This is a genomic window from Candidatus Aegiribacteria sp., from assembly GCA_021108435.1.
Classification (GTDB): Bacteria; Fermentibacterota; Fermentibacteria; order Fermentibacterales; family JCC-6; genus Aegiribacteria.
In genome coordinates, this window is sequence record JAIOQY010000153.1 from 1 (window position 1) to 23,646 (window position 23,646).

The following is a 23,646-nucleotide window of genomic DNA, read 5'->3' on the forward strand; positions in this document are numbered from 1 at the left end:
ACACAGAGATTTAGCCGATATAGAATTCATCGAAAACCAGGAGTAGATCTTACTCTCCGAACTATTAGTACCTGAAAGTAAATATACCTGCAACCAATATTAACGATTTATCGAAGTGCTTCGCACTTCGGACACTTCAGGGCGTCAATATCCCAGACTTTCTTCAGAAGCACAGCCCACAGCTGTCTTCTCCGTCTGGAACATGAGAAACGGTCTTTCATCGAAGCAGGTTCCTCTTCGGTTGCTGCTGTCGGTAAGATTCCCTGGCGGCGTTCACGGCCACGCCATGCCTGGCTGTGGAGAAACGCGAAGTCAATAAAGAGATCATTCTCGACCAGGTTAAATCAGGTTCCTACTACGCAGATCCTTGCCCCATAGGTTTCTTCTGCTTCACGGGGTTCGTGCAGGATATAATCGAGAATAAGTAGTACATTACATTTCCGGTAACTCGACCAGATAGATCTTTTGCGTTCCACGTTCAGGGTCTTCCTCCCAGGCAAGGATGCCATGCTGGTCGATGTGGAACTTCCAGCTGTGCCCTTCCCTCGGAAACTTTGCGGAAAGAAGGTGCTCTCCGTTCATATCGAAGATATCAAAGACCGGTGCTGTTTCGGTTCCCCTCTGTACCCACAGTCTATTCAGGGCATCAATACCGAGACCGGTAATCATACATCTGTAAGGCTCGGATTCCCATTCAATCGGTATACCGCCCACCCTTGATACCCAGCTCTCCATATATGCTTTTTCCTCATCCATCTCCCGCTGCGTCCTTGGGACCGGAGGCATATCGATACAGATACGGAGCAACTCGGTCCCATTGCTCAGGAAGCCTGATACTTCATAAGCATCGGAGGACATTAAGGAGAAGAAAACTCTCCCCTGCCTGTCACCTGTAAACACCATGGAGCAGAGCATATTCTTCACGAGTCCTCCGAAATCGCTCAGATCCACCGGGAATTCATCAACATAATAAGAGTATTCGGGATTCTCTTCCCCCATCTGAAAACGCCCCAGTGTACTTACTCCTGTAAGCACTGCTTCAGTCTGATCCATTTCGAACTTCAATCCCAGATACGCGTTCCCGTCCAGACCCCAGGGATCCATCGGGGGGTTATTGCCCCACAGGGATACCTGTTCAATAAACGAGAAGTCAGAGCCGTCATAAACCTCATAGCTGTTGCACATGGGATCAAGAATGAATATCCTGCCGTCTTCAAGGCAGGCAATTGACAGGGGCAGTGAAAGCTCTCCCGGTCCGCTGCCAGGACCACCTATTCGGGTAATGAATTTCCCGTCACCCGAGAAAGCCCTTGCATGTCCTCCTGCCTGATCGAGAACCAGTATTTCACCGCCTGCTCCGAAACAGACATCTCCAACAGCTCCGAATACGTAATTGCTGTCACCGGTCTCGACACCGATGCTGTCTGCTATCAGCAGCTCTATTCTGTCAGGCCATGGTTCAGTCCACTCCGCAGTTTCCTGCCCGCACGATGCTATTATGGCAACAGAAAGAGGAATCATGGTTATCTTCAGAATTCCTGTTTTCATCAGCTCACCAGCATTGCACGCGCAAATTTTCCGTGGATTTTCCCTGTCAATTTCGCGAGGTGAAGTGTGGAAAGGAAGAGAAGCGCTCCGGCAACAACCACGAACGGCATCAGCCATACAGGTGTCCACCATGCTTCTGGAAAATCGAATACAGGTACCCTGAAAACCAGCTCAAGAATCGGATCCGCGATCATGCTCAGTGAAACGGCAATAAGCGTTATGAATACGCTGAAATAGAGTGTCCCAAGCGGAAGCATGAGTATCAGATACAGAAGAGATGACCATGTGCTCCTTGTGGTAAAGACACCCTTAACGCTTCCCCACCAGCCATTGCCCTTCCTGATGAAGACCGTCCGGCGCGGCATTCTCACTCCCAGCAACGCTTCTACTATCCTTCCCTCGACCAGCGCTATACCCCTGAAGGAGAGAAAGAAGAGCCATGTCAGCGGGACACCTATTATCAGCACAATAAGACCCGCAGATACAGAGAGCCCTGTAACAGCCCACGTGAAGTAAATGATACCTGTAGCAAGAGCAAGGATCATGTACAGAAGCGCCCCCCATGCCACAGGTTCAGTAATTATGCCGCAGAACTTCGCAAGTCCTTTACTGCCCTGCTTCTGTTTCGCAGCCGCAAGGACGGGGGTTGTGTACTCCTCCACCACTCGATAATGATCAGCAACCTCATCGGGGGCTCCATACTTGTCGATAACGGCCTTAACAGCTTCTTCTACTGTCTTCACGGGACGATCGGACAACTTATTCTCAACAGCGGTTGTGAGATGATCCTCAGCGTCTGCCAGGGCGTCCTGGATGGTTGCCCTGTCACTGCCTTTCAATTCATTTCTGAATGAATTCAGGTATTCTTCAATTGCTTTATACATCGTGAACACCTCCAATTACTCTGTTCACCATAGTGCTTGTCCTTTCCCAGATGCCTATCCATCTTTGAAGGGTTTGTTTGCCCTCATCAGTGATTGTGTAGTACCTTCTTGGCGGACCTGATACCGACGGTTCCACAATACTTGAGAGAAGATCATTTCTCTCAAGTGACCTCAAAACAGGATAGAGTACGCCGTGCTTAATGAGTGGGAGTTCTTCATCTTTATCCTCCATGAATTTAGCGATCTGGTAGCCGTACATGGGTTCATCGGCATTCTGCATAATGCTGAGAAGCGCAAGTGATGTAATACCGGCACTCAATTCCTTCAGGAACTTCCTGTCGGTCGCCACTACTTCATCATCAGAAACTTCCCCGGACCGGGAAGGGTCAATCATTCTTTCACATCCTTTCCGTTTTCATGGCCAGACACTAATCTCAGATCAATACTACTACGAACTTAACACTATGTCAAATATAACTGCGGTGAAGATCATGATTAAGACAGCGGGAACTGCTGAAACGCCGCGCCTTTATTATGATACCTTTCTACAGTACACGGCATAAGCCTTAAATCCGCATATTTCACCAGGTTGCGTAACGAAACGGTGTAGAAGCGCTCGCAGACAAGGCATGCGAGTGAGATCGACGAAGATGTATTATATATACTTCAAGGAAGATCGATTGAGCATAACGCAGTATGCGAGTGCCTTATGCGCCGTTGCAGTAGTAACTCTGGTGAGATATGCGGATTAAACAGGGAGCATCATGATATCTGAAAACACGATTGAACACGGTACCAATTTCATAAGAGAAATCGTAGAGAAAGACCTGCTTGATGGCAAGCACGGCGGAAGGATACACACGAGGTTCCCGCCGGAGCCGAATGGATACCTTCATATCGGCCATGCAAAAGCGATCTGCATTGATTTTGGAATAGCTGAAGAGTATAACGGTATATGCAATCTTCGATTCGACGATACAAACCCGGTAAAGGAAGATGTCAAATATGTGGAATCAATACAGAAAGATATCAAATGGCTTGGATTTGACTGGGAAGACAGGCTGTTCTTCGCTTCTGACTATTTCGAGCAGATGTACATGTATGCCGAGCAGTTAATTGAGAAAGGTGTTGCATATGTTTGCGATCTTTCCGCTGAGGATGTCCGGAAATACAGGGGGACACTAACTGAACCTGGAATTAACAGCCCTTACAGAAACCGCTCAGCGGAGGAGAGCCTTGATCTCTTCCGGAGGATGAAAACGGGTGAATTCCCCAGCGGTTCGAGAACACTCAGAGCGAAGATTGATATGTCTTCTCCAAACATGAACATGCGCGATCCGGCAATTTACCGCATACTGAAGAAGAGTCACCACAGAACGGGTAACGAGTGGTGCATATACCCCATGTATGACTATGCGCACTGTCTTGAGGATTCAATTGAAGGAATAACACACTCACTCTGCTCGCTTGAATTCGAGAATAACCGACCGATATATGACTGGATACTCGACCAGCTTGGAGTATTTCATCCTCAGCAGATCGAGTTTGCCAGGCTGAACCTCACGTACACTGTGATGTACAAGCGCAAACTCGCTCAACTCGTGGAAGATGGATACGTAAACGGCTGGGATGACCCGCGGATGCCTACTCTTTCAGGACTCAGGCGGAGAGGAGTAACTTCTGAATCGATAAGGAATTTCATTGACAGAATAGGAGTCGCGAAAAGGGACAGCACTGTGGACATGGCACTCCTCGATTTCTGCATCAGAGAAGACCTGAACATTCGAGCAGAAAGAAGAATGGGTGTTCTTGACCCGCTCAAGGTGGTTATAGAAAACTATCCTGAGGATCTGACAGAGGAGATGGAATTCGTAAATAATCCTGAGGACGAAGAAGCGGGAACAAGGATGGTTCCTTTCTCAAGGGAACTGTTCATAGAAAGACAGGACTTCATGGAAGATCCGCCAAAGAAGTTCTTCAGACTGGCACCGGGAAGAGAAGTACGCCTGAGATACGCCTATTTCATAGCCTGCAGGGATATAGTAAAGGATGAATACGGCAATATTATAGAGCTTCGGTGTACATATGACCCTGAGACCCGTGGCGGCAACGCCCCTGATGGAAGAAAGGTGAAGGGAACGATTCACTGGGTATCAGCAGAGCATTCCCTGAAGGCAGAAGTCAGACTCTACGACAGGCTTTTTACTGTGGAAAATCCTCTCGCAGAGGATGATTTCATGAAGACTATAAACCCTGATTCACTTTCAGTTCTCACCGGTTGCAGACTCGAACCATCAGCTGCTGATTTCAAAGCTGGTGTTCCTCTGCAGTTCGAAAGAAAGGGATATTTCTGCGCAGATCCAGAATCCATGCCGGATAAGCTTATCTTTAACAGAACGATCTCTCTTCGAGATACGTGGAAAAAGATCCAGCGTAATACCGGTGGGGAATAGGTATTTTTCAAGCCGGGGGAAGTAATGAATCAGAAGCAATATCAGGAACTGATAAGGATAAGACAGCATCTTCACAGTATTCCTGAGCTGTCAGGAAAGGAATCATCCACAGCTGAGTATCTGAAAGCACTTCTGCTAGGCTGCAATCCGGACAATCTGATAACGGAACTTGGCGGTACAGGAATAGCAGCAGTCTTCAATGGTCCAATCACAGGCCCCAGGATTCTTCTAAGGTGTGACATGGATGCGATACCGGTTCTGGAGAAAATGGATCTGCCTTACTCCTCAACTATGGATGGGATTTCCCACAAGTGCGGACACGATGGACATATGGCAATAATGGCAGGTATCGCGAAGTGGCTATCGGAAAACCGTCCAGATTCTGGATCCGTTGTTCTGCTCTTCCAGCCTGCTGAAGAAACCGGGGAGGGAGCTATTCGGGTTCTGAAAGACCCGCGGTTTCAGGATATAATGCCTGACTTTGTCTTCGCTCTGCACAATCTGCCAGGATTTCCAATCGGAAGCATAATTCTGCGTACAGGTATTTTCGCTTCCGCATCCAGAGGTATGGTAATCGAGCTTTCAGGATCCTCTTCGCACGCCGCTGAACCGGACCTGGGCCGAAGCCCTGCCCTTGCGATAGCCTTGATGATCCAGACTTTCAATGATTTTCCGGCTTCTGATAATCCCATGAACGATCTCGCGAATGCAACCATAACTCACGCGAGAATAGGAGAGCCCGTATTCGGAACTTCCCCCGGTAAGGGGCTTCTGATGGTAACTCTGAGATCTGGCAATATGAAAGCAATGAAATCTCTGTCACAGCGGTCTGAAGATAGTGTAAGGGAAATTGCGAATTCCTGCGAGCTTAATGTTCAAATAAGCTGGACAGAAGAATTTCCATTGACAGAGAACTCAGAAAATACCGTTGACCTGGTCAGAACAGCCGCGGAATATCTTGGACTTGAGATAATCCAGCCTGATAAACCTTTCCCATGGTCTGAGGATTTCGGTCACTTCACTATGAGCTATCCAGGAACCCTCTTCGGAATCGGAGCCGGAATCCACTCATCCGCGCTGCACAGCCCGGAATACGACTTTCCCGATGAGCTTATTACTACTGGAGTCAATGTTTTCAGACAAATCATAGAGTACTACAGCATAAAGTAAATCGAATATCCCTGTCGCCATATCAGGAATAGAGTGTCGGTGGAAGAATCAATGATCCTGTCAACTTCTAACGGGGTTCTCACTTCAACTCCATCTATCTCCAGGATTACGTCTCCTATCTGAATTCCGGCTCGAGCTACTCTCCCTGACAGCTGAATCTCAAGCACCAGCACACCCTGCAGGGTTTCATCACCAAGAGCTCTGGCTGTTTCTATATTCAGCTCCTCAAGTATCCATCCATATTCTTCTGAAGCGGACGAGCAGTATGTTTCAACTGTTTCATCCTGTTCACGTTCTCCGAGTTCCACGTCGATGGTCCTGGTTCTTCCGTTACGGAATATTCCTATCTCAACAGTTGTACCAGGCTCAATGTCTGCTATCATGTTTCTGAATTCCGCCACAGTTCTGAATGGGTCTTCATTAACTGCAAGAATTATATCCCCGCGCTGAAAGCCATATTCCCTTGCTGGAGTATCACTGAGAACCTGAGAGATAAGTACACCAAAAGCATCTTCATCAAGACCGAAATGCTCCGACAGACCAGGAGTAAGTTCCTGAATAGAAACACCGATCCATCCTCTGCGCACGTATCCGTATTCCAGAAGATCTTCCATTACATTCACCGCAAGATTCACAGGAATTGCGAATCCAATTCCCTGATAACCTCTGCTGTTTATGGTAATCGCTGTATTGATTCCAATAAGCCTTCCATCAAGGTCAACCAGTGCTCCACCACTGTTTCCCGGATTGATTGCAGCATCAGTCTGTATGTATTTCTCATAATCCACAAGTCCAATATCTGATCTGCCGATATAGCTTACTATTCCCTGGGTTACTGTCTGGCTCAGAGTAAAAGGGGATCCAACTGCAAGCACCCACTGACCGACTCTGAGTTCATCACTGTCACCAATTGTAATCGCCGGAAGTCCTGTAGCTTCTATATGTATTAAAGCCAGATCGGTTGCCGGATCGGTTCCAATCAGTTCTCCGGTAAAACTTTCACCGCTCTGGAGAATCACTTCCACCATATCCACAACTCCTACGACATGGTGATTCGTAAGGATCAGCCCGTTTTCTGAAACAATCACTCCGCTACCGACAGATATAGTGGTGTACTCCTGCTCGCGGGGGGAAGGAAAATTATCAGATTGGTTCAAATAATATGGATGAGAATAACCAGGGAATAGCGGCATTACGGTAGTAACTGTTGTTTGCGTATTGATGGTCACAACACTTGGACCCACAGCCTCAGATATTTCCACGAACATGTTACTCAGTATATGTACGTCAAACGGTATTGGAACTGTTCCAGTGGAAGTATCCTCCAACCCTTTGACTGAGAATACAATCATCAATAATACTGAAGGTAAATAGACGGGGGTTATCCAACTGCGGGGTAATGACTTCATTTAATTCCTCCCGGACTGGCAATACGATAATTCTAGAACAGATATTCCATACCTTAAGCATAACATATATTATTGCGGTATAAGTATGCTCTTCTTCTACTGAAATGCTCAAGGGAGAAAACTAAATGACATATATTCTTGCAGCTCTCTTCTGTTTGACATCAATTGCCGGCGCCTGCACCGGATACGCAGTTTACGCGGATGAAACCTGGTTCGGTATGAACTTCGACTATCCACCAGAATCGGAGATAAGATTCAGCGTTCATGAATGGGACATAGGAGTTGTGTTCGATATGTCCTTTTACGACTGTGACCTTGATATATGGATTCCTGCCGTTGCCATGAATGAACATGGTATGTTCTCTTCACTTCAATATCAGTGCCCGATGATAGAAGGAGAACCGGATCCTGAGCACGATGAGCGCTGTATCTGGGAGCTGTTCATCACCTCGATAAATGACTGCACATCACTGGAACAGGTCGAAGCCTTTATCGACACCGTCAAACTGGTCAACATGTACGAACTCACCCTGCACACACTGATTGCGGACACTTCCGGGCGAGCCATTATCGCAGAAGCGGGTATCGATGAAAACCTGATAACGAATATTGAGGGTGACTGGATTGTGATGACAAATTTCAAGATAGCTGACACCCGCGAAATATCTATCGGAAAGATAGAGGGAGTAGGCGCTGACAGGTACAGGAACGCGCTTGCATTCATTGAAGACAACTTCGACGGTTTCATTCTTGACGATGCTGTCGGAACACTCGAGGCCGCTGTCAACACGGATGAAATCTGGTCCACAAAAGCATCTACAATCTACGATCCATCGAATAGAACGGTGTATATATGTATTGATGGCGATTTCAACCACGTATGGAAAGTATCTATGAATGCCCGGACAATTGAGACTTTCTCCGGTTTCGACTCGGACAGATCAATGCAGCTCGATGAGAATGGTATTACAGTTAAAGATTTAAGGCTCTGGTTGTAATTCCTTTGTACTCATGCCCACAAATCAACCAAAGGTACTTCCAGCTCCGGGCAGGATAAAGCCTCTGTCATTTCACCCCTGCCCTCAGTATAATCGAAGAGCTGATCTTCAGAGAACAGCTATAAGACATTCGTATATCTTTTGTATACTGTAATTTGTGGGGTAGGATATTTCAAGGGTTCAAAATCAACTCATCAGGAGGAATAGCATGTTAACACGAAAGTGTCGATCTTTCAGAAGTTCATCGACAAAAGGAGGACGCGTTGTCGTGATCGCGTTCACAGCCCTGCTCCTGAGCGGGTTTGGATTGATCCCGATTATGCAGGGTGAAGCTGCCGCGCAGAATCTCGATTATACGCAGCCATTCGTTCATGACATACAGATGCCATCACCGGATAACATGGGTCCCGATGTATACCTGGAAGCCCCCGGTGTTCTTTCATCTCCTCCGGACAATCCTGAAGTCGGAGATTCATGGTATTGGTGGCTCTGGGTTCACGATCCAATGCCGCCCCATTACGTATATGAATCATGTACGGTTCGCGGGAAGAGCGACCGGGGCTACGTGGTGGTCAGAGACTCCGAGTGGAACGTCTCCATAAATCAGGCCGAAGTCGATATAATTATGGAGCGCTGGGAAAACACCAGTCCCGGTCCGTATCCGAATCAGGGAGTTTACGAAATCGACAGCATCGCTTTCGGAACACCGCCGGATGAAATGGACGAAGATCCGCGGATCTATCTGATGTGGTTCGATTTTGTAATCTCAGCTGACGGATTCTTCTTCTGGTTCGATCAGTATCCGGAGGGCCAAAATCCCCCAAATCACAGCAACGAGTGTGAGGTACTATATCTCAGCACCGGGAGTTCGGGAGGCGGTCCCGGCAGTGACTACATGCTCGCTGTAGCTGCCCATGAATTTCAGCATATGATTCACTGGAAATACGATGATGATGAAGTAACCTGGGTGAACGAGAGCTTATCCGAACTGGCGATGTGGCTCTACGGAAATCCGGATAATATTTCTATGTTCAACAGCAATCCGGATAACAACCTGACCGAATGGGACGCAACCTGGGCCGATTACATTCAAACCTATCTATGGGCGCTATACTTCTACGAACAGTATGGTGGACATGAAACCACATACGCACTGGTTCACGAACCATTGAACTCAATTGCGGGATACGAAGCAGTACTGGATGATTTCGGTTATTCTGAAAACTTTGCCGATATCTTCGCAGATTGGGCTGTTGCTAACTTCCTCGATGACACAACCATTGAAGACGGGCGTTTCGGGTATGAGGGTGATGACCTGCCCCCTTTCAATGTATCTGGAACTTATTCGACTTATCCTGTTTCCGATATTTATAAAACTGTGAACCATTGGGCTGCCGACTACTACCGTTTTCAGGATTTCGATGGCTTCCAAACTCTTCTGCTGTCATTCGATGGGAATGACAGCAATGCTTACGCCGTATGGGCTCTCGCGCAGTACGGAAACGGCACCACAGAGGTTCTTCGTATGACGCTGGAAGAAAGCTCGCAGACCGGAGAGATTAACGTTATGGATCTGACCGATCCGAATGACGTTGTTATCCTTGTTGTAGCATCCACATCCAGCACAGGGGGAACCGGATACTACTTCAGCGCAGACGCCAATGTCGGGATTGAGGACGATGTCGTTATTATACCACCGGTTCTTCAACTGCAGGCTATACCGAATCCGTTCAGCACCTCTGTGATTCTGCAATTGAATTTTGCAGGGATTTCGATGATTGAAAATCCGGAGATTGAGATCTATGACATGCATGGCCGCATGATTAACAGACTCAGCGCAACGTTGACGAGTGAGAATGAAGCAACGCTTATCTGGAATGGTCATTTGGAAGATGGCAGTCCGGCAAATCCCGGGCTTTACTATGCAAGAATCGATGCAGGTTCAACCCGAGGTGTGGTAAAACTGCTTTACCTGCCCTGATTAAACCTGGTTCCGCAAATTCACAAATTCCGGGGACTACTGTCCCCGGAATAATCATCGCTGCAACTCTGTAGAGTTTCTTCAAAAACCGATGGAGGCTATTATGTCTGTTGATCGTAACATTGAAGCAGAAAAAGGCAACCGGAAACACTGGGACGAACTGGCTGATGTGCATAGTCGCTCATATAACCTTGATCCTCTCTTCAACGGAGGACATGTGCTGGACGATATTCAACTCGGAGAAGTCGGCGATGTCAAGGGGAAATCTCTGCTCCATCTGCAATGCCATATAGGTTCTGATACGCTCTCCTGGGCTCGTCTAGGAGCTGAAGTAACCGGAGTTGACATATCCCCGCTTTCTCTTCGCAGCGCAAGGGAAATATCAGAGCGTACTGGTCTGAAGGGTCGATTCATCGAATCAAGTCTTTTCGATCTGCCGGAACACCTGAACGAGAAATTTGATATTGTCTATACATCCGAAGGCGTGCTCTGCTGGCTGTCCGATCTGAAGGAGTGGGGACGTCTCATCAATCGCTATCTGAAACCAGGCGGATTCTTCTACCTGTTCGAATCTCATCCATTCATCCACGTATTCGATGATGAAAGTGAAGGACTTACTGTCCGTTATCCTTATTTCCATTCAAAGGAACCGAACAGGTGGCCGGCAGACTATCCGGACTATTCAGACGGAGATTACACTGTAAAAAATCCCAGCTGGGAATGGACCTGGAGCTTCAGCGATATTCTGAACAGCCTGATAGACGCGGGACTGAAACTGGAGTTCCTGCACGAACACGAATGTATTTCATGGAAATGCATTCCCTCGATGATCAAGGATTCAGACAGGTGGTACAGGCTTCCGGAGAATTATCCAGCCCTGCCGGTTATGTACAGTCTTCAAGCTCGGAAGAGTTGATATCTAAAAGAATGACGCCTTTATCTGCCCCCACGAACCACTTTCCAGATTCGATGTCGTGTGGTAGTAGAAATCCACTGTATTGTACTCGTGATTACCGACAAAGAAGCCGGGACCATCGAAGCTCACCTCGTATTTGTACGCAATATCAGTAGGAGAAGTGGTGATATCGTAGCTTTCTCCTGTCAGGGTTCCGCTTTCCGTATGCTCCATGAGTTTGGCGCCGCCGTACCAGTCACTTATCCAGATTCTGAGATCACCCGCGTCCCACACGCACGCGATGCCGACGCCGCCCAGCTCGCTGTAGTACCAGCTGCTCACCACTGAATGAGTACTCACATCATATTTGTAAACTATTGCGTTGTCATCTACCACGAAGTTTTGATCTACTATCCACAGATACTCGCCGTCCCATTCACATCCACCCATGGATCCGGTGAAAGGTGCGCCAAGTTCATATACATCCGGAGGAAGCATCGGTATTCCAAGACCAGTGAGATTCCATGTATACAGGTAAAATGGCCCGGGATTCACAGGGTCGCTCTGGGTTATTGCGAAGAGCAGATCATCCTGATAGCATCCTAAGCCGCAAACAGCTTCAGCAGTGTCAAAAACTGTCCAGGATACAGACGTTCCTCCATAGTAACTTCCGTATGCTAACTCATTATTGGGGCAGCCACTGATATAAAGCATGTCATATCCGTCGTGATAGGCAACTCCCCACACGTTTGTCCAACCGGAGGGTCCTGCTATCTGGATTTTCAGTGTGCTTTCTTTTGATCCATCTGAATCGAAAGCTGCTTCCGTGCAATCCGCTGATGCAAAACCTATTGCCGGTATAAGAACCAGTAACACAACTGATGCGATCCTGCTGAAAACAATCATTTAACTTCCCTTCTCACAGGCGGGTTGCCTGTTGAAAAAACATATCACCAATCCGGTGAATCATAATCAGTCACATACCAGCTGGACAGGAGTAAACCATATTGCTCCGGTTATCTGATCAGGCACATTTTTCTGGCTGTGAAAACACCGCTTGTCCTGAACAGGCAGAAATATATACCGCTGGTTACTTCCATACCGGAATTATCCATTCCATCCCAGATTACGCTATGAACTCCTGCTTCCCTGTTCTGTGTTTCCAGCTCTTTGATCAGTCTTCCGTTGACATCATAAACAGAGACATCCACAATGCAGCTCTGAGCCAGGTTGTACTCTACCGTAGTGAAGTTTTCGAATGGGTTAGGTTCATTCCCGAAAAATGTGATTATTTCCTGAGAACCTGTTTCTTCTATGCCGGTCATGTCGGGTTCGGTTTTAATAAGGTAGAAGTCGAACTCTCCCGAACCGTATGACTTCGTATATCCTCCGATGATGAAACCACCGTCGGAAGTTCGCTGCACGGATTCGGCATAATCATAATCCGAACCGCCGAAGGTTTCAGTCCAGATGACACCGCCATCAGCATCTGTCCTCACCAGGTATACATCGTAAAGAACTGCACCGAAGTTCTTCGTTGATCCGGCAATTATGAATCCGCCATCAGGCAGTTGCTCAACCGATCGGCCAAGATCCAAATCGGAACCGCCGTAGGTTTTCTCCCATTCCATGTTTCCCAGAAAATCTGTTTTCAGTAAATAGATATCATACGACCCGGCACCAAAAGATTTCGTGTAGCCGGCAACAACGAATCCGCCATCATAAGTTTGCCTTACACATCTGCCGTAATGAGGGAGATCATCATCGGATCCTCCGTAGGTTCCTGTCCAGAGTGTATCGCCGTTTCCATCTGTTCGAACAAGGTACACGTCTGCTCCGCCGGCACCAAATGAGTTTGTATATCCGGCAAGGATATAGCCCCCTTCATCGGTCTGTTCCACTGTATGTCCTCTGTCGTTACCGGTTCCACCGAAGGTTTTTTGCCAGTCCATAACACCGAGTGAATCAGTCTTAACCAGGTACATGTCATAACTCCCGGCACCGAATGTATTGGATGATCCGCAAATTATATATCCGTTATCCGATGTCTGCTGTGCTGAATAGCCGTATTCAACATATCCACCACCGTATGTTCCCTGCCAGTCCAGGTTTCCGAAACTATCGGTTTTGACAAGATACATCTGACTTAAACTGCCGAAAGAATGTGTTAATCCTGCGATTATAAATCCATCGTCATTTGTCTGTTCAACACGGAAACTCTGTTCTAAGGACGAGCCGCCGAACGTTCTTGTCCATAAGGTGTCACCGTATTCGTCGGTTCTTACCAGGTAAACATCGCCATCAGGATCTCCAAACGATTTTGTATATCCGCACATTGCGTAACCATCATCCGAAGTCTGAGTGACGGATTGGCCTTCCTCGCGCCGGCCGCCGCCATACCAGCATTCAAAAGTAATCTGGGCAAGCACCTGGAATGGAAGTAATAACAGGCAAATCGCAAGCACAAGCATCCATGAATCCGGCTTTCTCATACGCATTCACTCCCTTTGCAGATTGTTCTGTTCTAATCCGCATATCTCACCAGAGTTACTACTGCAACGGCGCATAAGACACTCGCATACTGCGTTATGCTCAATCGACCTTCCTTGAAGTATATATAATACATCTGCGTTGATCTCATTCGCATGCCTTGTCTGCGAGCACTTCTGCACCGTTTCGTTACGCAACCTGATGAAATATGCGGACTGATCCAGATAATGTAGCAGTTTTTCTGCTGAATTCCAAATATCTATAAGGAAACCGGATTTCACACCGTTGCATGTTCCATTACCTGTAAATATTATTAGCCTGTCGGCAGCGTCAGGGAAGCCGGTGAAAATCCGGCGCGGCCCCGCCGCTGTAACCGGGAACGAAACCGCAACAGCCATCTCCCATTATGGGTGAGAAGGCGCGGGAGTAGGGAGCCTGGAAGCCAGAAGACCTTCTGCCGATATTTTCATTTTCACCTTCGCGGGAGGGTGGGAAAGACACAGTGTTTTTTCCGCACCAATCGTGACAGAACATTTAGGGAGTAAAAATGCTTTCTCTCTCACTGATTCTGTTGCATCTGGTTCTTTTTGCAGCAGATAACGCGTATGTGATCGATACGAGCGGCAGTCTCGTGGAAATCGATCTTGTTTCGGGAGCTGTTAACCCTGGAGTTGCAGTATTGGGAAACTATCCGAATGATATTCTGTACTTCGATGGATTCGTATATGTAATCAATTCGGGCAGTGATGACTCCGCGCTTCAGCGGATAAACGTGGAAAACTGGCAAATCGAGAATCTTGCCATTGGATCAGGATACAACTGCTGGGGAGAGGAATTCCTCTCCTCTGATACGCTTCTGATAAGCGCTACACTGAATAATTCACTGATTATTGTCTCGACAGAACCCTTATCAGTTCTTTCTGAGATACCTGGAGTCGGACCCTGCCCGGAATGGATGTGTCTCACGGAAGATTTCGCATGGGTAGCATGCGGCGGATGGGGCAGTGACAATAACCTTGTAAGAGTTGATCTCACAACTATGGCTGTCTCTGATACTATCGAAGTTGAAGTCAACTGTCAGTCTGTTGCATACGATGGAATTGATGAGCTTTTTGTCGTTAACAGCGGGACATATGGAAACAATGAAGGCTCGATCAGTATAATTAACGCAGTTTCAGGCAATGTAACCGAAAATCTGTCAACAGGCGGATTTCCCTCAACAATATGCATCAGGGACAACAAAGCCTATATCGGTGACGGATGGGGACCTGGAGTCTATGTGATCACTACTGATACACATGAGGTTCTGCATAATTCCTCCAATCCGGTTTTTACCGGCGGCACCGGTTTTGATATCGATTCCTCCGGAAATCTGTTTGTCTCCGACACTATGAATGGTCAGGTTCGTGCGTATGATCAAAATGATCAGCTCCTTATATCCTATTCAGTCAGTAACCCCGGCGCTCTTGCAGTAAACGGATGCCTCACAGGAATTGAAATCAACGATCCGATTCCATCGACTGAATACCTCAGGGTATCTCCAACCCCGACCTCCTCTGTTATAACCGTGACCGGAGCAACTCCAGGTGAGGATATTCTTGTATTCGATCTTACTGGAAGATGCATGGAATCATCAATTACTGATGAATCCGGCACATCGGTTCTCAGCACCAGCAACCTACCTGAAGGCATTTATACCGTTGTTTCCGGAAATCTGTCCGCCAGGATTACCGTTCTGAGATGAAAACGGTGAAAACGGCATGACTTCTATCCTGATATTTCTGCTATGCATCTCAACTGCTGATCCCTGGGCTGATGGCTCGCCGGATGTAATGTATGGAGAAGGAGCTGGATTCGGGCAGGAATACTACCCGGAGAACATACTGGGTCCGCCTGATCCGGATGCGACAACCACCTTTCCCGCATGCTCGGAATCGGAACTTCTTACACTTGGTACCAATGGGTGGGTTGTGCTTGAATTCATCGACAACATCATTTTGGATGGTGCCGGACCGGATTTCTCGGTCTTCGAGAATGTATTTCAGTTCGGCACTATCTACTTCAGGGAATGTGCTTTTGTCGAAGTCAGCCAGGATGGTTTCTGCTGGGTGATGTTCCCGTGGGATGCAGAGTCCCTTGAAGGTCTTGCGGGAGTCTGGCCTACCACTGGAGATGATCCAACGGATCCTGATGTTTCAGGCGGGGATCAGTTTGATCTTGCAGATATCGGTCTGTCCTGGATTAAGTATGTGCGGCTGACCGACTGTGGTGATGAAGTACAGGATGGCGGGTTGTTCGACCTTGATGCGGTTGTCGCCGTGAACTGGCAGGAAACAGAAGGTTTCAACCGGAATGATCTCGGCTGTTATCCGAATCCGGTGAATGACTGCCTTAGCGTACAGGTTTGGGTATCAGGAACAGTACGGCTCTACTCATTGAACGGCAGGTTGATTTATGCCGATCAGATTCCAGAGGGGGTAAGCGAAATTGAGATGACCGGTTTCAACCAGGGTATATACCTCCTAAGGTTTTCCAGCTCGACAGGAGATAATTCCATTCTGTTCACAGTAGCAAGATAGAATTCTCGAATAATTGATTCCGGTAACTGCTAGCCCGCATAAATCACCAGCTTTCGTAGCGAAACGTTGCATATGCTGGTGACTACAAGGCTTGCAAATGCAGACTCCGCAGGCGTACTTGAACAGTACGTCGAGGACGGATGCATGAGCATAACGCAGTAGGTGCCTGCATATGTGGCGTTGTAGTAGAAAGCTGGTGAATTTTGCGGGCTAGAGACTGAGCCCCATCTGGACGAAGGTGGTCCCGTTGAGGATGTCTTCATATTCGGGAGGTATTGCTGAAAGGTACTCGATACTGTAACCAACACCGAACGACAGGAAGCTGGACGTATAGTAGTCGACCTGTATGCTCCCGTATACATCGTATCTGCTCAGGTTGTCGAGTTGCTGTTCGAAATCGACTGAAGCCGATAATGCAGGCAGGTAATTCGCGAACATCTGCCCTTTGAGCTTTGCAGTCAGGCTGGTCAGAGCAATCCAGTTTGCCTCGTAATCTCCCTCAGCGTCCCATTTATTGATCGTTCTACCTATGCCTGCATCCAACTCTATCGTCAGGGGCGTTATGAGCTGAAACCATCTGCCAGCACCGGCAGAAGCTTCCAGTTTCCACCTGTTCACGTCGTATCGCCGCTGCTCCCAAGACAGACCAAGCGTCCAGTAGTACCTGCTGGTGTTCCGATGAAGAAGATAAATAGAAGACGAGCAGATCTCCTGCATGCCGCTGGAACCGGGCCATTTCTGGAGTGAGTAGCTCACGTTGGCAGATATAGCACTGCCGTACAATCCGTAGGTATGAAACGCATTTGCATTTATACCGAGCTGACTCTGTTCCACCTCTCCCGTCGTTCCGGAATATGTTATCCTGAGCCCACCTCCCAGCCAGGATCTTTCCGTACTGCTGAAGCAGTTCCTCTCTTCGTAGTTGAAGTTGTAATTCAGATCCTCATCCAGAACCAGCTCCCTCTCCCTGTTTATCAGCACGACACTGTCGGAACTGGCTGCAAGGATCGGAGCATAACACTCTACAGAGAGTTTGGATTCGCCTGCCAGCTCAGCTGCCAGTCCGGCCACTACCCGGCATTCGTATGCACCACCGGTCTTGACCAGAGCGATTTGCATAATATCGAACGCTTCGTAATACTGGTAGCTCCATATAAGGAGCAACCCCTTCAACCTCCAGGCATCTGTGACCGAGCTGTCCGCCCGTAAGACAGCGTCGACCAGTTCCATAGCCGAGTCCATTCTGTCGAGCCGCAGGAGGAGCTCGGCCACCCAGAGCCTGTCCTCTAATGGTACTGTCGGAGAGATATGCTCAGGCAGCAACTCATATGCAGCCTCGAGATCACCTGTCGCCTGTAATATCCTTGCCGGCAGCACGGGATCTGGAATGTCAGCTGAATCGATGTGCGACAGGCAGGTACTCTTATAAACTCCCCCCAGGTAAATCAGATCAAACCTCAGGGCTTCGATTATCTCTTCAGAACTCATCATCTGTCCTGTATCTCCCAGAAGAATATGCTCGAGTCTGATAACCTGACGCAGCCCGTTGGATTCAGCAGCATCCAGTGCATTGTTAAGACACTGGAGAGCTCTATCGGAATCACCGGTCAGCCTGGATTGCCTGGCTTCCAGCAGATTAAAGAGACCGGAGTACAGACTCGACTCGGAGTACTCGATCCTGTTGAGTGTCTCTTCCGATTCCAGCAGGTTCCCGGTTTGCTGTAGAAGCGAGAGTCTAATCACCAGACAGAGGGTATCGGAAGGCTCACATATTCCAAGGTGACTGAACGCAATATCGTAGTCCTCCCTGGCAGATGCCATTGCGGCCAGACCCCTTCGGGCTTCGTGACATCCGGGATCTATGTGCAGAGCCCTTTTGAAGGTCCAATCAGCTTTCGGGTCGCCCTGCCTCCACAACGCCCAGCCGTAATCAGTCCAGCTGCTGGCATCCGTCGAATCGGGCAGGAGGTTGACCTCGGCAACATTGAGTGCGTGATAACGGATACCTTCTCCCAGTACCTTAAAAGGCAGAACTGTCAGCAATAACAGCCCATATAGAAGAACGCTTCCAAATCCGGTACGGCAATAGTCCCTCAATGTATTGTAACATATTAAATTCATATGCCCTCTTGTCTGATTGTTGCAGCATTCATCGGAAGATGATACGATAAGCATTCACCCTCCAATTCACAAATACACCCGGAATACTGCGACTTGCTCTAAACAGATTCTCCCCGCAGATTAACTTCGGTCATTGTATTTTTCTGCCATTGATACCTGCATCCGCCATCATTCGATCTTCCTAAAAGTGATGAAGCGCCATGAATATGACGCTTCATCCTTAAATGCTGGCCGGTTAGTATTTATCCGAGTTAGTTACTTGGATTATTTTGGTATACAGAATGTAACACCAGTTACACCATTTAAATAAACCGGAACACCGTATTCGTACATAATTATGTCAGGATCTCCAGTCGGGTATTCTTCCTCCCAGTACAGCATGGCTACAGTGACGTTTGATGGTGCTGACCAATGAAAAGACTTGACCCAACCTACTGGAAGCCAGCCAGATATCGGGAATCCATCCACCTCAACCTTGAAACATCCGCTTTGGCCATATACTGCCACATTTATAGTACCTACATCTTTCCAGGCTGCAAAGACGCTTCCAACGCAAAACACAAGCAATGCGAGCACGAGTATCTTCTTCAAGATAGCAGCTCCCCTTTCCTATTAATTATCCAGTGTTGCCAGCATTCTATTAATGTAATAATAACCTTTACTGTCATAACATCTTAGAAGTATTTCCAATCAATATGCATATATATCAGGATAACTCTATCTATTAAGAATCAATATTTAGATTGTTAAGTATATATCTTTTTTATATATCGGAAGTCAAGCTCTATAATCTATGCTATCATTGTAATATTGACTCTGAAATTATTAGTAAACTGCTAACTATTGTCTACTCAGATATATCATATTTGTAATGTGCAGTTACGCAGCATTTTAGTCAATAACTGCCTGACACCTTTAAAGGAAATTGAGATGACCGGTTTCAGCCAGGGTGTATACCTCCTAAGGTTTTCCAGCTCGACAGGAGATAATTCCATTCTGTTCACAGTAGCAAGATAGAATTATAGGAAATCGGATTGATGAAAACCGCAGAAACTTCACTCCTGTAATACACGCCTTGAGGAGGAGTATCTTCGGGCATAGTTCGAATGAGTAATAGGGGTTATTACCACTCCCCTGTCCAGATAAGATGAGCAGTGGATAAAATCACCATCTCCAAGATAGATCCCCGTATGCCTGGGGTTATCGAATATCAGCAGATCACCGGGCTGCAGATCATCCCGGTCAACTGCCACACCCATTAATTCCATACCGCTGACAGTTCTTGGCAGTGGAATTCCATAATCATTGAATACCCTGTAGGCCAGACCGCTGCAGTCGAATCCTGTGCTGTCAATGCCTCCGTAAACGTAAGGCGTACCAAGAAATGACACAGCATAACTGAGAATACTGTCCACGAGTGTATATGATACTTCTTCGGGCTGTTCCTCAATGATAATGCAGGAATATTGTTGGGGAATATCAGGAAGTTCCTGTGCTAAAACCGCGAGACCAGAGAATATTATGAAAGAAGAGAGTAAACTCACAGGTCACCTTTTCCTATTACATCATCATCGGATTGTGTCTGCAGCATGATATTAGCAGTCAGGCAGGATGTCAATTAATGTGGCTGAACAGGACACTTGATTCAGGTTGTCAGGATTACTGAATATTCGGTATTGTCAGATCAGGAACAGAATGGAACTAAGGACAGGAAACGTCGAGTTTTATTCAGAACAATGCTGCATAAGGAAGTAATTCCGGTTTCCTGTTAACAATTAAGGGAGGAAAAACCTTGTTCAATAAAAAAACATCTCAAGAAAATTTTTTCGCAAATGCACTTCTACTGTTTTCACTGATAATTATTTCTTCTTCAATTCATGCATCTGTTGCATCGGATATTCCATATACGAGAACTGATCGGAATGATATTCTCCCTTACAACTGGATTTCAAGCGACGTTTTCACTGTTCCGGATGCTAAAGAACAAGACATTGAATATGTAGGAAGTTGTATGTGGTCTCAGGTCACTGATGTATTTTCAGCAGGTTCTGATCTCTGGGCTTCATTCAATAACGGTCTTTGTCATATTGACATCTCCGATATTTCAAATCCTGTAGTTGTTTCTGAGCTGTATATCCCCTGTGGGAGTAAAGGTATAACAGGAACAAATGATATTATAGTTGAAAACAGCTACGCATATATCGGTGATAAAGACGGGCTTAGGATCGTTGATATTAACAACATGGAACTTGTATCAACATATCCTCTGCAAAGAGCCCACACGTTATTCCTGTGTGATACTATTCTCTATGTAGCTGACGGAACGGGTGTGAAAGTTTTTAATGTCACCAATCCTGCAATACCGGATTCGATTGGCTTTTATCCGATACCGGGCGCAGTCGGAATAGATATTGATAGTTATTATGCTTACATCTCTGATACCGGAGGTATGGGGCTTACGATACTTGATATAACCATTCCGGATAATCCTGTTTTTGTTTCAAACTACAACACACCGGGTTATGGGAATAATGTTGCCTTTTCGAACGGACATGCTTTCATTGCAGATCATAATAACGGACTTGAGATTGTGGATGTAACTGATCCGCTGAACCCGGTTCTTAAATCGAATATTCAAACATCCGGTTCTGCATATGATGTTAAAGTTGCCGGTAATTATGCCTTTGTTGCGGCTGACAACATGGACGTTATTGACATATCCAACTTGAGTACGCCGTTTATTGCACAGACATTTCCTTCGATGGATGATGTAAGATCAATATTTCTCAGCGGTGATTATCTGTTTTCATCCGAAGGTTCTTTTCTGGAAATACTGAATATTCAACAGCCGACAAATACTTATTTGGAAGGAAGCCTGGAAAGACCTTACTGGCTTCAGGAAGTCAGAATCGGCGAGGGTATTGCATATATCGCGGATATGGGTGAAATCTATTTGGTACCGGGTGGATTGAAAATCGTTGATATCAGCGATCAGGAAAACCCTTTCCTGCAGGGGGAATATTCAATGGATCTGTGGGCAATCCCCAATAACCTTGATATCAAGGATAGTTACGTGTATATGCAGGATTACATCAGCTCTACATACAAGTTAATCGCTCTCGATGTCAGTAACCCTGACATGCCACAGCTGGCCGGAGAATACCCGTATACCGCAAAAGATATATTTACAGGTGATTCTTATGTGTATGTTTTAGATAGTGACAAGCTAAGAATATTTGACCTGCAGGATCCATCAAACCCAATTCTGGAAGGATCTTTAACTCTCAGTGATGATGCGTTAAGAATTTGTGTCAATAATGGATACGCCTTTATCGCCGGAAATGGTGTAAATACCTTATGGATAGTGGATGTAAGCGATTGCTCAAATCCGCAGCTGATAACTTCTATAACGACAGCCTGTAATTATGCCAGGGATATTGTAGTGCAGGACAGCCTGTTGTATCTTGTATGCACTCAGCATATGCAAATAATAAACATAGACGATATTAATAATCCGGCAATAATAAGCACATTTGATGAAGTTAACAGCGCAACAGGTATTTGTGTTGCAAATAACTACGCCTATATAGCAGACAATAACTTGCTGAAAATAGATATTTCTGATCCTGCAGCACCGTCTTTTGTAGAGGCATATCCAATACCTGGTTGTGCTTACAATGTAGCGGTGTTTGACAAGTATTTATTTGTTACAACCGAATCTTCATTTCTTATTTTCCAGGATTCAGATTTATTGCATATTGCTGCTGAAGATGAATTTCTTCAGATGGGAACAGCTCTAATACAGAATTATCCAAATCCTTTTAATATGCAGACAACAATAGAATATCATCTGCCTGTTAGTACCCGCATAACCCTTAATATATATGATTTACAGGGGCGGAAACTGCGAATGCTTGTCAACGATGTTCAATTTGCCGGCAGTTATTCCGTGGTCTGGGATGGAAAAGACAGCCTTGGTGAATGCGCCTGCACGGGTGTGTATTATTATATGTTGGAATTAGATAATGCCTATATTCAATCAGGTAAACTTCTACTAATAAGGTAAATTCATATAGCACAGAAAGATCGAAGACATCTTAATAATCCTTTACATTTGAAATCTATATTAGTATATACTTATATACTGAAATGGGGAACCATGGAAATGGAAACTGAGGATTATTCTCTTAATGAGCTGGCTGACCTTATGAGTGTTCTGGGTGTTGAAAGCAGGCTCATGATCATTGCGCTTCTGAGGGACTACGAGTCCCTCTGCGTTAATGCCCTTGCCTGCCATCTTGAAATTTCTCAGAGCGCTGTTTCCCAGCACCTCAGAATCCTCCATTTCAGTGGTTTCGTTACTTCCCACAGAGACGGATACTACACCCATTACAGCCTTAACAGAGAAAAGCTTGACAGTTCTATAGAGCTTCTCAAAAAACTGGCTGTAAAACGCGAAATAGTTGATTCGAACAAATGCACCTCGAAAGGAGAAAAACCATGTGCAAAGGTGAAAGCAAATGCCAGAAACCGGAAAATCTGAAAACTGAACCAGGTGAATGTTCCCCGGATCAGATACGAAAATGTCATGGATCGGATAGTAACCACCCATGCAACTCAGACAAAAAGGAACAGTAATGAAGAGAACAATACTAATCGTACTATGCCTTGCAGCAATCGGAACCTTTGCCATAGTACAGGCTGAAGAGAATACTCAAAACCCCGACTGCGAAAACTGTGAAACCGTGGATGGCGAATGCTGCTGCGATGGCACGGTTGATGGCTGCGAGGAAGACTGCAACGAATGCGACTGTGACAGTAATGACTGTGATTCGGAATGCGACGACTGCACCGGAGGCGATTGCGACTGTGATGACTGCGATTCCGAAGAAGAATTCCGACACTGCAGAGGATGTCACTAACCTTAAGTACTCTGTAATCGAACAAATGTTCTAAATGCGGTGGCTTCTGAGCCTACTACTACAACTTCAGAGCCGCCGCAATCTTCATTGATCAATCCCCTGATCTGACGAAATACTACAGATCCCTTTTCTCCTTTATGGTGTGTTCGCAAACTATCTTCATTGTATATATGCAACAGTATAGCCTGACTGTTTA

The 23,646-nt window shown here is 46.4% G+C and carries 19 protein-coding genes and 1 riboswitch; of the genes, 10 read left to right on the plus strand and 9 right to left on the minus strand.

Annotation, left to right across the window (positions count from 1 at the left end; genetic code table 11):
• Positions 1–432 precede the first annotated feature (432 nt).
• From K8R76_08535 to K8R76_08545, 3 genes are read right to left on the minus strand one after another with little or no spacing between them, the layout of a single operon-like run.
• On the minus strand, positions 433–1,548 hold the full coding sequence (locus K8R76_08535) for a 6-bladed beta-propeller (protein ID MCD4848222.1): 1,116 nt from the start codon (positions 1,546–1,548) through the stop codon (positions 433–435).
• Positions 1,548–2,432: a sensor domain-containing protein gene (locus K8R76_08540; protein MCD4848223.1), complete on the minus strand. Its 885-nt coding sequence runs from the start codon at positions 2,430–2,432 to the stop codon at positions 1,548–1,550. Before K8R76_08540 ends, K8R76_08535 begins: the two co-directional genes overlap by 1 nt.
• Positions 2,425–2,826, minus strand: a complete 402-nt coding sequence (locus K8R76_08545; GenBank protein MCD4848224.1) for a PadR family transcriptional regulator — start codon at positions 2,824–2,826, stop codon at positions 2,425–2,427. Before K8R76_08545 ends, K8R76_08540 begins: the two co-directional genes overlap by 8 nt.
• 370 nt (positions 2,827–3,196) lie before the next feature.
• On the opposite strand from K8R76_08545, the gene K8R76_08550 reads away from it, so the two are divergent.
• Together K8R76_08550 and K8R76_08555 are read left to right on the plus strand one after the other, a co-directional pair.
• A complete protein-coding gene (locus K8R76_08550; GenBank protein MCD4848225.1) occupies positions 3,197–4,885 on the plus strand; it encodes a glutamine--tRNA ligase/YqeY domain fusion protein in 1,689 nt (562 codons plus the stop codon).
• A 24-nt stretch (positions 4,886–4,909) separates the two neighbouring features.
• Positions 4,910–6,055 carry an amidohydrolase gene (locus K8R76_08555; GenBank protein ID MCD4848226.1) on the plus strand — a complete coding sequence of 382 codons (1,146 nt, stop codon included), beginning with the start codon at positions 4,910–4,912 and terminating at the stop codon, positions 6,053–6,055.
• On the opposite strand, the gene K8R76_08560 is transcribed toward K8R76_08555, so the two are convergent.
• Positions 6,040–7,464 carry a Do family serine endopeptidase gene (locus tag K8R76_08560; GenBank protein ID MCD4848227.1) on the minus strand — a complete coding sequence of 475 codons (1,425 nt, stop codon included), beginning with the start codon at positions 7,462–7,464 and terminating at the stop codon, positions 6,040–6,042. The genes K8R76_08555 and K8R76_08560 overlap by 16 nt on opposite strands.
• A 125-nt stretch (positions 7,465–7,589) precedes the next feature.
• Here K8R76_08560 and K8R76_08565 point away from each other — a divergent pair, with 125 nt between their 5' ends.
• The 3 genes from K8R76_08565 (at position 7,590) to K8R76_08575 (ending at position 11,359) form a co-directional block, all read left to right on the plus strand.
• On the plus strand, positions 7,590–8,462 hold the full coding sequence (locus tag K8R76_08565) for a linear amide C-N hydrolase (protein MCD4848228.1): 873 nt from the start codon (positions 7,590–7,592) through the stop codon (positions 8,460–8,462).
• A gap of 208 nt (positions 8,463–8,670) precedes the next feature.
• A complete protein-coding gene (locus K8R76_08570; protein MCD4848229.1) occupies positions 8,671–10,443 on the plus strand; it encodes a T9SS type A sorting domain-containing protein in 1,773 nt (590 codons plus the stop codon).
• Positions 10,444–10,546: 103 nt separating this feature from the next.
• Positions 10,547–11,359, plus strand: coding sequence for a class I SAM-dependent methyltransferase (locus K8R76_08575; GenBank protein ID MCD4848230.1), 813 nt, complete (start codon positions 10,547–10,549; stop codon positions 11,357–11,359).
• Between the two features lie 3 nt (positions 11,360–11,362).
• Here K8R76_08575 and K8R76_08580 read toward each other — a convergent pair whose 3' ends face one another.
• Positions 11,363–12,244: a hypothetical protein gene (locus K8R76_08580; GenBank protein MCD4848231.1), complete on the minus strand. Its 882-nt coding sequence runs from the start codon at positions 12,242–12,244 to the stop codon at positions 11,363–11,365.
• A 110-nt stretch (positions 12,245–12,354) separates the two neighbouring features.
• A complete protein-coding gene (locus K8R76_08585; GenBank protein ID MCD4848232.1) occupies positions 12,355–13,830 on the minus strand; it encodes a T9SS type A sorting domain-containing protein in 1,476 nt (491 codons plus the stop codon).
• Between the two features lie 306 nt (positions 13,831–14,136).
• Positions 14,137–14,302: riboswitch (cobalamin riboswitch) on the plus strand.
• 73 nt (positions 14,303–14,375) lie between these two features.
• Between K8R76_08585 and K8R76_08590 the strand changes: the two genes are divergently transcribed.
• Positions 14,376–15,572, plus strand: coding sequence for a hypothetical protein (locus K8R76_08590; protein MCD4848233.1), 1,197 nt, complete (start codon positions 14,376–14,378; stop codon positions 15,570–15,572).
• A 16-nt stretch (positions 15,573–15,588) separates the two neighbouring features.
• Positions 15,589–16,407 carry a T9SS type A sorting domain-containing protein gene (locus K8R76_08595; GenBank protein ID MCD4848234.1) on the plus strand — a complete coding sequence of 273 codons (819 nt, stop codon included), beginning with the start codon at positions 15,589–15,591 and terminating at the stop codon, positions 16,405–16,407.
• Between the two features lie 210 nt (positions 16,408–16,617).
• Here K8R76_08595 and K8R76_08600 read toward each other — a convergent pair whose 3' ends face one another.
• The 3 genes from K8R76_08600 to K8R76_08610 form a co-directional block, all read right to left on the minus strand.
• Positions 16,618–18,582, minus strand: a complete 1,965-nt coding sequence (locus K8R76_08600; protein ID MCD4848235.1) for a hypothetical protein — start codon at positions 18,580–18,582, stop codon at positions 16,618–16,620.
• Between the two features lie 210 nt (positions 18,583–18,792).
• Positions 18,793–19,119 carry a hypothetical protein gene (locus K8R76_08605; protein MCD4848236.1) on the minus strand — a complete coding sequence of 109 codons (327 nt, stop codon included), beginning with the start codon at positions 19,117–19,119 and terminating at the stop codon, positions 18,793–18,795.
• Between the two features lie 464 nt (positions 19,120–19,583).
• Entirely contained in the window at positions 19,584–20,072 is a 489-nt protein-coding gene (locus K8R76_08610; GenBank protein ID MCD4848237.1) for a C40 family peptidase, read from the minus strand.
• Positions 20,073–20,320: 248 nt separating this feature from the next.
• Between K8R76_08610 and K8R76_08615 the strand changes: the two genes are divergently transcribed.
• From K8R76_08615 to K8R76_08625, 3 genes are all read left to right on the plus strand, one after another.
• A complete protein-coding gene (locus K8R76_08615) occupies positions 20,321–22,594 on the plus strand; it encodes a T9SS type A sorting domain-containing protein (protein MCD4848238.1) in 2,274 nt (757 codons plus the stop codon).
• Positions 22,595–22,693: 99 nt separating this feature from the next.
• Positions 22,694–23,071, plus strand: coding sequence for a metalloregulator ArsR/SmtB family transcription factor (locus tag K8R76_08620; protein MCD4848239.1), 378 nt, complete (start codon positions 22,694–22,696; stop codon positions 23,069–23,071).
• Positions 23,072–23,165: 94 nt separating this feature from the next.
• A complete protein-coding gene (locus tag K8R76_08625; protein MCD4848240.1) occupies positions 23,166–23,450 on the plus strand; it encodes a hypothetical protein in 285 nt (94 codons plus the stop codon).
• Positions 23,451–23,646: the final 196 nt, after the last annotated feature.